A 12018-nucleotide genomic window follows, 5' to 3' on the forward strand; every position below is an offset into this window, starting at 1 on the left:
TCGGGCGGGTCCGTGCCCACGGCACCGACCCGCCGCCCCACCCACAGCACCCTTTTCGGAAGGCCCCCCATGAGCAACAAACTCGGCTTCGGCTGGACCCTGCACGGCGACGGCAAGACCATCAGGCCGGGCACCGTCGTGGCGCCGGACGAGCGGCTGAACTGGTTCCAGACCACCGGAATCGGCGTCCAGCACGTGATGGCCATGTTCGGGGCGACCGTCCTGGTGCCAACCATCACCGGATTCCCCGTCACCACCACACTGCTGTTCTCCGGCATCGGGACGCTGCTGTTCCTCGTCATCACGGCCGGGCGCGTCCCCAGCTACCTGGGATCCTCGTTCGCGTTCATCGCGCCGGTCGGCGCCGCCATGGGGTCGCACGGCATGGGGGGCGCGCTCGGCGGGATCGTCGTGGCCGGCGTCGCCCTCTTCCTGGTGGGCCTGGTGGTGCAGAAGGCGGGCGCCGGATGGATCCACGCCATGATGCCGCCCGTGGTGATGGGCACCATCGTGGCCCTGATCGGGCTGAACCTCGCCACCACAACGACCTCGGCGATGCAGGAGGTCCCCCTGACCACCTTCACGACGGTCGCAGCGATCGTCCTGTCCGCGGTCCTGTTCAAGGGCCTCCTCGGCCGGCTCTCCATCCTGGTCGGGATCGTCGTCGGCTACCTCGTGGCACTCGCGCAGGGCCAGGTGGCGTTCGCCGCGGTGGGAGAAGCCGGCTGGCTGGGGCTGCCACCGTTCGCCTTCCCCTCTTTCCACATCGACGTCCTGGCCCTCTTCCTGCCCGTTGTGTTCGTGCTGGTGGCCGAGAACATCGGGCACGTGAAGACCGTTGGCCTGATGACCGGGCGCAACCTCGACGGCATCAACGGGCGGGCGCTGATGGCCGACGGCGCCGCCACGGTCGTCGCCGGGTTCGGCGGCGGCTCGGGCACCACCACCTACGCGGAGAACATCGGCGTGATGGCCTCCTCCCGCGTCTACTCCACCGCCGCCTACTGGGTGGCCGGCGTCGTCGCCATCCTTGTGGCCTTCCTGCCGAAGTTCGGCGCGGTCATCAACACGATCCCCGCGGGCGTCACCGGCGGGGCGGGGATTGTGCTGTACGGCATGATCGGCATCATCGGGGCCCGGCTCTGGGTGCAGAACCGGGTGAACTTCTCCAACCCGATCAACCTCATGACGGCCGGCGCAGGCCTGATCATCGCCATCGCCAACCCGACGCTCTCCATCGGCGGCATGCAGTTCGGTGGCATCGCCTTGGGCACCGCCGCCACGCTGGTGATCTTCCACGCCATGGGGGCAATCGCCCGCGCCCGCGGCACGGAGCCCACCGACGCGCCGGAGGACGAGGGCGCGGAGCCCAGCAAGCTCGGCTGAGTGTCGGCTGGGAGCCGCCGGTAGGATTGCCGGGTGGCCGATTGGAACGCCGAGTGGCGGACCGAACAGTGGCGGGCCGACGCCCACCAGTGGATCTCGATGGTGCTCGATTCCTACTCGCTGCGCCAGACGGGCCCCGCCGAACAGGGGCGGATCCGCCTATGGTCCACGCGGATCATGGTGCCCACGGACCACGGCAAACTGTTCTTCAAGGCAAACAACCCGGGACAGGTCGCCGAGGTGGCGGTCACGTCCACCGCGGCCAGCCTGGCGCCCGGGCAGCTGGTGATGCCGCTGGCCATCGAGCCGCTACGGGGCTGGATGATCTCCCCGGACTACGGCGAGACGCTGCTCTCGCTGCCCTCCAACGACTACCGGTTGTGGAGCCGGATCGTGCGGGACTTCGCGAGGCTGCAGCGCGAGTTGGCCCCGTTCGGCGACGCGCTCTTCGACGCCGGGCTGCTGCAGCTGGATCCGGCGTGGCTGCCCGGCTACATCGACGGACAGATCATGCTCCACGCCTCCATGCCCCCGGAGCATCCGCTGCACCTGCCCGCCCGCGACGCGGAGTACCTCGACGCGCGCCTGGGCTCTATCGGCGAGACGAGCCTCTTCCTGGCCTCGGGGCCCGTGCCGCTGACCCTGGACCACAACGACCTGCACCGGGGCAAGGCCTTCCTGCCCGTCTCGCCCGACGAGCCGCTGAGGTTCCTCGACCTGGGAGACGCCTACTGGGCGCACCCCTTTTCCTCCCTCGGCATACCCATCCGGGTGATGTGCGAGGAGTTGCGGACCACGCCGGAGGACCCCCGGGTGCGCCGCGTGGTCAGCGCCTATCTGGAGCAGTGGAGGGACTACGGGACGGTCGAGGAGCTCCGCCCCTACGTGGGACCGGCGCTCCGCGTGGGCAAGATGCAGGCTCACGGGACGTGGATGCGCATCCTCGCCGGCGCCGACGAGTCCGACGTCGAACGATACGCCCACCACGTCCTGCGGCCGCTGGCGGAACTGGCCGGGCCCGCGCTCGGCTAGGGAGCGCCGTCAGCCGGGGTTCCGCTGCGGCCAGTAGCCGCGCTCGGCCATTACCCCGGCCAGCAGGTCCGCGCGGTCGGCCATCAGCCCGTCGACGCCCATGTCCAGCAGCCGCCGCATCTCGTCGGGGTCGTCGATCACCCAGACGTGCACGTGCAGTCCGGCCGCGTGGGCGCGCCGGACGAAGGCGGGGGTCACCACGCGCAGGGGCCCCTTGCGCACCGGCACCTGAAGCGCGGCGATGCCGGCCAGCCGCCGGCGAAGCAGCCGCGTCAGCCCCACGGGGCCAAGGAGGGTGACCATCGCCACCGTGGAGGCCCCTCCGCTGGCGGCGACCGGCTCGCGCAGGGCGGCGGCCAGGCTGCGCCGCCGCGCGTCGGAAAAGGACGCCACCATCACGCGGGCGTGGGCGCGGTGCGCCTCCACGCTGCGCGCCAGCGGCACGACGCCGGACGGGTCCTTGACGTCGACGTTCAGGTGGACGTCGGGCCAGGCCTCCAGCAACTCGTCGAACGTGGGGATGGGTTCGCGGCCCGCGACGCGCACCGTCCGCAACTGCTCGAACGTGTGGTCGCCGATGCGGCCCGTTCCGTCGGTGGTGCGGTCCAGCGTCTCGTCGTGGAAGACCATCAGGACGCCGTCGCTGCTGGTCCTGACGTCGAGTTCCAAATAGCGGTACCCGAGCTCGACGGCGGCGCGGAACGCCGCCATCGTGTTCTCCTCGCCGGCGGGCGAATAGCCGCGGTGCGCGAAGGCGAGGGGCCAGCCGCGGAGCGGCCCGTCGAGGGTGCTGTGCAGATACGGGACCTCGTCCCGCGGTGCGGCGTTCACGGAACCGACTCTACCGGCGCCGGGACTCTTCGGAACCGCGTTTCACGGCCGGACTTGTATGCATTCCCAGCTAGGCATATGCGAATCGAGAGTCCTAACCCCGCCGCAGGAGGTCCTCTATCACGCGCGCGACGCCGTCGTTTGCGAGCGTTTCGGCGACGGAGCCGGCCGCGGCCTTGGCCAGCGGGTGCCCCGAGCCCATGGCGTAGCCGCGCCCGGCCCAGGCCAGCATTTCGACGTCGTTCGGCATGTCCCCGAAGGCGACGACGTCGGCCGCCTCCAGCCCGAGCCCGGCCGCGTAGACCTCGAGCGAGGCCGCCTTGTTGACGTCGTGGCGCGCCATCTCCAGCAGCGCGACGCGCGGCGCGGAATGCGTCACGGAGACCAGATGCCCGATCGTCGGGTGCACCGCCCGCAGGAACTCGTCCGCCGTGTATTCGTCGGACTTGGCCAGGAACTTGACGACGCCCTCCTCGCTGAGCCGGTCCATGGGGAACTCCGCCGGGACAACGCCCTCCAGAAGGCGCGCCTCGCCCGGCTCCACGAACCCCGGCTCAAGGTAGAGGCCGCTCGTGGTCTCGGCGGCGAAGCGCGCGCCGGGCTCCAGGCCGAGGATGAGCCGCCGGGCGTCCCGGACCAGGTCCCCGTCCACCGTCTTGGCCTCGAGGACCGTCTCCTCCTCCAGATCGTAGACGAGGGCACCGTTGGAACAGATCACGGTTCCGAGGTGCCCGAAGGCCCGCTGGACCGGACCGAGCCAACGGAAGGGCCGTCCCGTCACGAACACGATTTCCACGCCGGCGTCCCGCGCCGCGAGGAAGGCATGGACGGTGCGTTCGGAGATCGTCTCGTCGGGGTGGAGGATGGTCCCGTCGAGGTCGCAGGCGATGAGTCGCATGGGGGGTCGGCCGTGCCCGGCTAGCGGATCTCGTCGCGGTACGGCGGGTTGGCGCCGGGCCGCGAGACGGTGATGGCGGCCGCGCGGGCGGCATAGGAAAGGATTTCCCCGAGCTGGCCCGGCGTGAGCTCGTGCAGAGCGTCCCGGCGGGCGGCGCCCACCAGCTCGCGGTCGACGAGGGCGGACACGAGCGCGGCCATAAAGGAGTCTCCGGCGCCGACGCTGTCCGCCACGTCCACCACGGGAGCGGCGGCCTTCGCCGGCCCGCCGGCCACCAGCCCCCAGGGCCCCCGGGAACCGTAGGTCGCGATGACCATGGCGGGCCCCAGCGCCAGCCATTGCTTCGCCGTTTCCTCGACGCTGCGGCCCGGGTACAGCCATTCCAAGTCGCTGTCGCTGGCGCGCACGACGTCGCTGAGCTCCACGAACCGTTCCACCTGGGCGACCGCCTCGGCGTGGTCCTCCACGAAACTCGGGCGGACATTGGGATCGAAGGTGATGGTCGCGTGGGGTCGGGCGCGGCGGACGGCCTCCAGGACCGTGCTGGCTCCGGGCTCCAGGATGGTGGCGATCGATCCGGTGTGCAGCAGTTGGGCGTCGTCGAGGGCCCGCCCGGCCACCGCGCCGAAGCCGGCGAGGTCCCAGACCAGATCGAAGTCGTAGGTTGCGGCTCCCACGGGGTCCAGCACGCCGTGCGCCGTGCTGGTGGGGTGGCCGTCCGGCGGGAGCACCTCCTGGACGGAGTTGCCGCGGAGGTGTTCGTGGATCATACGGCCGTACTCGTCGTCGCCGTAGCGTCCAACAAACGTGACCGGGTGGCCCAGACGGGCAAGCCCGACGGCGACGTTCATGGGGCTTCCGCCCACATAACTTTGGGGTGCGGACATTCCACCGGACAGGACGTCCACTAGGGCCTCACCAATGACTGTCAGCACAACTCAACCTCACCTCGGCGTTGACGTGGTGCACTCAATATACCGGTGCGCGGCTTCCCGCCGGCCACCGGCCGGACCGATGTGCGCTGCGGCACAGGACCTAGGACGCGCCTGTCAGGACCTCGAGCGACCGGACGCACGCCGCCCAGGCCTCGGTGCCCGGCGTGATCGGCGCGAAGTGGTCCCCCGGCGTCGTTTCCAGGCGCACCGGATCCCCGGCCGCGGCGGCGGCATCCGCGTAGGACCGCGATAGCGCGGCCGGAACGTCGGTGTCGGCGTCCCCGTGCAGCGCGACCACGGGCACGCCGATGGGCAGCATCCGCGCGGGGTCGGCCAGGCGCCAGCGTTCCGGATCGGCGGACGGACCGGCGCCCATCAGCAGGCGGGCGGCGCGGCCGCTGAGTCCCAGCCGCTCCGCCATTCCCAGGTCCAACACGCCGGCCTGGCTCACCGCCCCGGCCACCCGCGCCGCCGGGCCGGCCCCCGGCGCTCCCGGGGGCAGGGTGTGGCGCCCGGCGGCCCAGACGCCGAGGTGTCCGCCGGCGGAGTGGCCGAGGATGACGATCGGACCCGTCTCGAGCCCCTGGTCCCGCAGCGCGCTCGGGAGCAGGTCCAGCCCCGCGGCAACGTCGTCGAAGGTCTGCGGCCAGCCTCCCCGGTCCCCGGCCGGGGCCCCGGTGCGGCGGTACTCCAGATTCCAGGCCACCCAACCGCGCGCGCCGAGGTCCGCCGCCAGCGGCCGGCCCAGCGCCGCGTCGTAGGCCGCGCGCCAATAGCCGCCGTGAATCACCACCACGACGCCGGGGCGGGTTCGCCGTGCGGGCAGTGTCAGTTCCGCGTACTGGCTCGCGGCGTCGCCGTACCGGTGGACAGACGGCCGCGACGGCACAGGCCCCGTGGCTTCGGCGGCGGGCACCGCTTAGCGGCCCGGGAAGTCGGGGGTTTCCTTGGCGAGGAAGGCCGCGCGTCCCACGACGGAGTCCTCCGTGGTGAAGGCCGCGCGGAAGCTCCGCGCCTCCACCTCCAGCCCCTCCCGGACGGGTAGGCCGTAGGCGTCGCCCATGGCCGCCTTCGCGTTGGCCACGGCCGAGGGCGCCTTGCCGGCGATCTCCGCGACCGTGGCCTTCGCCGCGGCCAGCAGCGCGTCGGCGTCGGGGAACACGGCGTTGGCCAGCCCGATCCGCAGGGCCTCCTCGGCGGGGATCCGGCGACCTGTGAAGATCAGCTCGCGGGCCTGCCCGACGCCCACGCGCTGCTGCAGGCGGACGGATCCGCCGAATCCGGGCACCAGGCCCAGGTTGACCTCCGGCTGTCCGAAGCTGGCGTTGGCCGAGGCGTAGATGAAGTCGCAGGCCATCGCCAGTTCGCAACCGCCCCCCAGGGCGAAGCCGTTCACGGCGGCGACGACGGGAACGGGGAGGGACTCGAGCCGCAGCGTCACATCGTGCATCCGCCGACCGTAGGCCTCGGCGGAGTCCGCGTCCATGGCGGACATCTCCCGGATGTCCGCGCCGGCCACGAACGCCTTGCCCGCCCCGGTGAGGACCACGCCGCGCACCGGCCAGTCGCCGTCGCGGCCCACCGCGGCGAGGAGCCCAGTCAGGGCCAGGAGATCGTCCACCATCTGGCCCGCCAGCGCGTTCATCGCCTCCGGCCTGTCGAGGGTGACGATCAGCGCGGGCCCATCCGCCTCCACGCGCAAGGTCTTGTACGTGCCCCAGTCCATGTCCGCTCCTTCGTCGTCGTTTCGCTCAAGCATGCCAGACGGCCCCGGCGCGGGCGACGGCCGGGATGTCCGGGGGCGTACGCCCCGCTATGCCTCGCGCGGCGGGTATTGCCGGAACTTGCGGAACTGGTTGACGGCACTCAAGGCGATGTACAGCAGGCGCCGGGGGTGCCGTTCGGCTTTGTAGCGCAACGGGTTGGCCACGCGACCCGCTTTGATCAGCCTCGCGGCCTTCTCCCCCACGGGGCCCCGCAGGTGGCGGCGCAACAGCGCCAGTGGCAGCACCGTGCACAGCACCTCCTCGCGGACGACGTCGAACCCGGAGTCGTCTGGGGATGCGGCCGCGTCCGGCGTCCCGGATTCGACGTCGGCGCCGAGCGGAGCCGCCCCTGAACCCGGCAGCGCGAGCGCGTCGTACCGCTCCCCCAGGTATTCGCGGACGTAGAACCTCGACGCGTTGTGACCGGCCGCCGTCAGGTAGAAGTGGTTCCGGCCAAGCCGTGGATTGAGCTCGAAAAACTTGACGACGCCGTCCCGGGGGTCCAGTTTGGCGTCGAACATGCCGAATCCGGCCCAGCCGAGGTGCTCGAGGATGCGCCGGCCCTGCTCGATCACCTCGTCGTTGACGGCGGTGACGATACCCGCCGAGTTTCCCAACACGATCGGCGCGTGCTCCTCGACGACGACCTCTCCGTAACCGGCGAAACGAACCGCTCCGGAGCGGTCGCTAAAATATGTGCACAAGCGCATATTGGTGTCGCCGCCGGGGACCAGTTCCTGGAGGATGAAGGGTTCCGCGTAGCCGGAACCGGCGATTCGAGCGAGCAAGTCGTCGAGTTCGGCTCGGCCGTTGATGGTGTGGATCTTCTGTTTGCCCGCGAACTTGGCCCGCACCCAGGTGGACGAGTCGGCCGGCTTCCCGATCAGGGGGTAGGGCAGGTCGTCCGGCAGCGGCTGCGGGTGGGCGGAGGTGTCGTAGGCGACGGTGCGCGGATGCGGCACACCCAACTCCGTGCACATGGCATAGAAGTTCTGCTTAAGCGCGGCGCGTTCCATGGTCTCCAGCGGCACGTACGGAATGGTGTAGAACTCGCCGAGGACCTCGCGGTGCCGGGTGATGAGCATGACCTGGAGATCCAACGATCCGCAGAGCAGCAGCGGCCGGGGATTCCGGCCGTCCCCGGTCAGCTCGCGGGCGACGGCCAGCAGGTGGGCGACCACAACGGCGTCGTCCACCATGGTGCCGGCGGGGCGGACATCGATGGCGACCGAGTGCTCGAGCACGCCGTTGGATCCGGCGGGCACGGCGACGCTGACGGCGCCGTAGGCCTCGTGGAACTCCCTCGCCAAGGAGTAGGTGCCGATGTCCCCGCCCAGGATCACGGGGACGAAGGGCTGTGAATCGGGAATGCGCATGGCATCCAACCTACTGGGCGGCGCGCACCCGCGGCGACTCACCGGAGGGGCGGCTATGCATTCGGAGTGATCCATAACACAATGTCCAGAGGCAACTATCGGCCGCGCGCCAGGCGCGGCCGTTCGCACGCGGAGCAGCAGGAGGCACCATGGGTTGGCTCGACAGATCACATTCAATCGCCCCGCCGGGATTTAATCGTTGGCTCATACCCCCGGCGGCGCTGGCGGTCCACCTGTGCATCGGGCAGGCCTACGCCACCAGCGTCTACAAGATCTCCCTGGTGGAGCACTTCGGAACCAGCCAGACGGCGATCGGTGTGATCTTCTCCATCGCCATCGTGATGCTGGGGCTCTCGGCGGCCATCATGGGAACCTGGGTGGAGCGCAGCGGCCCGCGCAAGGCGATGTTCGCGGCCGCGTCCTTCTGGGCGGCCGGTTTCCTGGTGGGCGCGGCGGGCATTTTCGCGGGCCAGCTGTGGCTCGTGTACCTCGGCTACGGGTTCCTCGGCGGTATCGGCCTGGGCATCGGCTACATCTCCCCGGTCTCGACTCTTATCAAGTGGTTCCCGGACCGGCCCGGAATGGCCACCGGGATGGCCATCATGGGCTTCGGCGGAGGGGCCCTGGTCGCCTCGCCGCTGTCCACCCAGCTTTTGCGGGCGTTCGACCCGAACTCGGGCGCGCAGGACTGGGTCGCCAGCGGCGACGCCGTCGGGCGGCTCTTCCTGACCCTCGGCGTCGTCTACTTCCTGGTCATGATGTACGGAGTGTTCAGCATCCGCGTCCCGGCCGACGGCTGGCGTCCGAACGGCTGGGACCCGTCGATGACCAAGCACTCCGAGCTGGTTACCCGGAACCACGTCTCGGCCGGCAACGCCATCAAGACGCGGCAGTTCTGGCTCCTGTGGACCGTACTGTTCCTGAACGTGACCGCCGGCATCGGCATCCTCGAGCAGGCCTCGCCGATGATCCAGGACTTCTTCCGCGCCGCCGACGGCACTTCCGCGATGAACGCCGCGGTCGCCGGCGGCTTTGTGGGCCTGCTGTCCATCGGCAACATGGCCGGCCGCTTCATCTGGTCGAGCACCTCGGACGTGATCGGGCGGAAGAACATCTACATGGTCTACCTGGGCGTCGGGGCCGTGCTCTACCTGGTCCTGTCCCTCTTCGGCGGCAGTTCCACACTGCTGTTCATCCTGCTTGCGTTCGCCATCATCAGCTTCTACGGGGGCGGCTTCGCGACCGCGCCGGCCTATCTGAAGGACCTGTTCGGCACCTTTCAGGTCGGCGCCATCCACGGGCGGCTGCTGACGGCATGGTCGGCCGCGGGAATCGCCGGGCCCATGATCGTCAACGGCATGCTCGACGCCCAGGGAAAGCCGGGCACGCTGGCCGCCCACAACTACCAGCCGGTGCTGCTGACCATGGTCGCACTGCTGGTCGTCGGCTTCGTGGCCAACCTGCTGATCAAGCCGGTGGACGCGAAGTTCCACGAACCCGAGAAGGACCCCGCCCCCGAGTATGCGAAGGAGTCCTGACATGGCCTCGAAGACAGAAGCGATGGCCCACGACGTTCCGACGAATCCGGCGGTCGGACGGCTGGCGGCCGGGTGGCTGCTGGTCGGCGTTCCACTCCTCTACGGAATCTTCCAGACGCTCACGCGCGTGGCCCAGCTTTTTCAGTAGGCCACCCGGTCAGCGGACGGACGCCGGCCACGCCACGGTGACCGCCGCGCCGCCCTCCGGAGCGTCGGTGATGGTGAGCGACCCACCGTGGGACTCCGCAACCCGGACGCAGATGGACAGGCCCAGCCCGGTGCCCGGCGGATCTCCGGGCAGGTGGAGTCGGGACATCGGAGCGATGGCGGTGGCCCGGTCCTCCTCCGCTATACCGCGTCCATTGTCCGCCACGGTCAGCCCCGTCAGCCCGTCCTGGTCGACCGGCCGTACGACGATGGACGGGGCACGGCCCGTCGGGCAGTAGCGGACGGCATTGACCACCAGGTTCTGCACAACCGCGCGGGTCTGGGCCCTGTTGCCGAGGACGGTCCCCGCGGCGCAGGACACCTTCGCGCCGGAACGGTCGATCATGCCGCCAAGGTCCTCCACGACCTCCAGCACAAGCTCCGGAAGGTCGATGCCGTCCCACGGCAGGCTGTGGCCCGCGGTCGAGTACTCGAGGAGGTCCTCCAGCATGCCCAACATGCGCTGACCCGCGTTACCCGCCTGGGAGACGTGCGCGAGGACCAGGCCGTCCGCCCCCTCGTCCTCGGCCATCTCGAGGTGGCCCAGAATGCTGGTGAGCGGCGCGCGAAGATCGTGGCTGACGTGTCCGGTGAATCCGCTGAGTCTCTCGTTGTTGCCCACCACCCTTGCCATGGCCGCGTCGAGTTCCCGCGTCCGCAGCTGCAGGTCCAGGACGTCCACGATGTGGCTGGCCAGGCTTTCGAGCACCTCGAGCGCCGCGTCCTCCAAGGTCCCCGCACGGTCGGAGAAAACGCACAGCGAGCCAAGCGGCACGCCGTCGGCGACCAGCGGTATCGACGCGTAGAAGCGGACGCCGCCTCCGGTGACGAACGGATTGTCCCGGAAGCGCTCGTCTACGGTGGCGTCCGGGACCACGGTCGGGTGGCCGGAGAGGAAGACGCGGGCGCACATGGAGTCTTCCCGCGAGCACACGCCCGGTTCGACGCCGAAGGCCGCCACCTGGTGCTGCTCGTCCACGGTGATGACGTTGACCACCGCGTAGGGGAGCCCGCCGGCCCTCGCGGCGGTCCGCGCCAGGGCACGCAGCTGGCCGAGCGCGGGGTCAAGGGCCACGTCCGCCGCCGGAGTCACGGCGCCGGTGCCGGGGCCGCGGCGCCTCCCGTGGGGCAGGCCGTAGGCGGCCAGTCTGAGCTGCCGTTCGGCCTCGGGGCCGGTCTGGATCACGCTGTTCTCTTCTGGGAGGTGGCTTCCCCGCAGTGCGTGGCCAAGCGACATGACATCCTCTGCAATCATTCTGGGCGAAAACGGCTTAACCCGAGTAAATCAGCAATCACCCACCGGGTGTCCGCGGGTGACCTATCGCGGCGGCTGTTCCAGCCCCTCCTCCAGGGCGGCCCGGACCTCGTTGACGAGATTTTGCATGTGTGACTCGGCCGCGGCCTGGTCTCCAGCGGCGACCGCTGCGGCCACGGCCTCGTGCTCGTCCAACGCCTCCGCGAGCGGCTTGAACGGCATCAGGCCCTGGTGGGTTCTGCCGGCGAGCACTTCGGCGACCACATTGTTAAGGGCCGCGAACATGGTGTTTCCGCTGGATTCCAGCAGCAGCTTGTGGAACGCGATGTCCACCGCTAGGAACGCCTCGAGCTCCCCGGCCTCACCGAGGCGGCGGAGTTCGGCTCCCAACGCAACGATCTCCACGCGCGCGGCGTCCGGGGCCTTCAGCGCGGCCCGCGCCGCCGCGAGGGGTTCGACCGCGACGCGCAGCTCGGTGAGTTCGGCATACTGGCGCTCCCTTCCCGGGCCGGCCAGTCTCCACCGGATGATTCGCGGATCCAGCGGATTCCAAAACCGGGCCTCTTGGACCACCAACCCCAGTCTGCGCTTCGGGTAGACCAGGCGAAGCGACTCGAGGACGCGCATGCAGTCCCGCATGACGGTCCGGGAAACGCCGAACCGCTGCTGGAGGCTCTCCAGCGTCAGCCTTTCCCCGGGGGGCAACAATCCGTCGACAATCTCACGGCCGAGCGTCTCGACGATGGGTTCCTGAAGCACCATTGCTCCGGCGGGCCTGTTCATGCCCCCATCGT

General features: G+C 70.2%; 12 protein-coding genes. 4 read left to right on the forward strand and 8 right to left on the reverse strand.

Annotated features, from left to right (window positions below; translation table 11 throughout):
* Positions 1-69: 69 nt before the first annotated feature.
* Together AC3ZJJ_RS15490 and AC3ZJJ_RS15495 are read left to right on the forward strand one after the other, a co-directional pair.
* The gene (locus AC3ZJJ_RS15490; protein WP_489892710.1) at positions 70-1386 is read left to right on the forward strand and encodes a uracil-xanthine permease family protein; all 1317 of its coding nucleotides are present in this window, start codon (positions 70-72) and stop codon (positions 1384-1386) included.
* 33 nt (positions 1387-1419) lie between these two features.
* Positions 1420-2418, forward strand: a complete 999-nt coding sequence (locus AC3ZJJ_RS15495) for a hypothetical protein (protein ID WP_489892711.1) — start codon at positions 1420-1422, stop codon at positions 2416-2418.
* 9 nt (positions 2419-2427) lie between these two features.
* Here AC3ZJJ_RS15495 and AC3ZJJ_RS15500 read toward each other — a convergent pair whose 3' ends face one another.
* The 6 genes from AC3ZJJ_RS15500 to AC3ZJJ_RS15525 all read right to left on the reverse strand — a co-directional run bounded on the left by AC3ZJJ_RS15500 (position 2428) and on the right by AC3ZJJ_RS15525 (position 8224).
* The gene (locus tag AC3ZJJ_RS15500) at positions 2428-3249 is read right to left on the reverse strand and encodes a glycerophosphodiester phosphodiesterase family protein (protein ID WP_489892712.1); all 822 of its coding nucleotides are present in this window, start codon (positions 3247-3249) and stop codon (positions 2428-2430) included.
* A 94-nt stretch (positions 3250-3343) separates the two neighbouring features.
* Positions 3344-4147, reverse strand: a complete 804-nt coding sequence (locus AC3ZJJ_RS15505) for an HAD family hydrolase (protein WP_489892713.1) — start codon at positions 4145-4147, stop codon at positions 3344-3346.
* A gap of 20 nt (positions 4148-4167) precedes the next feature.
* Positions 4168-5082 carry a carbohydrate kinase family protein gene (locus tag AC3ZJJ_RS15510; protein ID WP_489892714.1) on the reverse strand — a complete coding sequence of 305 codons (915 nt, stop codon included), beginning with the start codon at positions 5080-5082 and terminating at the stop codon, positions 4168-4170.
* 100 nt (positions 5083-5182) lie between these two features.
* Positions 5183-5971 (reverse strand): alpha/beta hydrolase family protein, encoded by a 789-nt coding sequence (locus AC3ZJJ_RS15515; RefSeq protein WP_489892715.1) that lies wholly within the window; start codon positions 5969-5971, stop codon positions 5183-5185.
* A gap of 30 nt (positions 5972-6001) precedes the next feature.
* Positions 6002-6808 carry an enoyl-CoA hydratase/isomerase family protein gene (locus AC3ZJJ_RS15520; RefSeq protein ID WP_489892716.1) on the reverse strand — a complete coding sequence of 269 codons (807 nt, stop codon included), beginning with the start codon at positions 6806-6808 and terminating at the stop codon, positions 6002-6004.
* 87 nt (positions 6809-6895) lie between these two features.
* On the reverse strand, positions 6896-8224 hold the full coding sequence (locus AC3ZJJ_RS15525) for a carboxylate--amine ligase (protein ID WP_489892717.1): 1329 nt from the start codon (positions 8222-8224) through the stop codon (positions 6896-6898).
* A gap of 149 nt (positions 8225-8373) precedes the next feature.
* Here AC3ZJJ_RS15525 and AC3ZJJ_RS15530 point away from each other — a divergent pair, with 149 nt between their 5' ends.
* A complete protein-coding gene (locus AC3ZJJ_RS15530; RefSeq protein ID WP_489892718.1) occupies positions 8374-9762 on the forward strand; it encodes an OFA family MFS transporter in 1389 nt (462 codons plus the stop codon).
* Between the two features lies 1 nt (position 9763).
* Positions 9764-9910, forward strand: coding sequence for an MFS transporter small subunit (locus AC3ZJJ_RS15535; protein WP_489892719.1), 147 nt, complete (start codon positions 9764-9766; stop codon positions 9908-9910).
* A gap of 9 nt (positions 9911-9919) precedes the next feature.
* Here AC3ZJJ_RS15535 and AC3ZJJ_RS15540 read toward each other — a convergent pair whose 3' ends face one another.
* Positions 9920-11155: an ATP-binding protein gene (locus AC3ZJJ_RS15540; protein ID WP_489892720.1), complete on the reverse strand. Its 1236-nt coding sequence runs from the start codon at positions 11153-11155 to the stop codon at positions 9920-9922.
* Between the two features lie 132 nt (positions 11156-11287).
* The gene (locus AC3ZJJ_RS15545; protein WP_489892721.1) at positions 11288-12007 is read right to left on the reverse strand and encodes a FadR/GntR family transcriptional regulator; all 720 of its coding nucleotides are present in this window, start codon (positions 12005-12007) and stop codon (positions 11288-11290) included.
* Between the last annotated feature and the right edge of the window lie 11 nt (positions 12008-12018).

This window comes from Arthrobacter sp. AOP29-A2-19 (assembly GCF_058138025.1).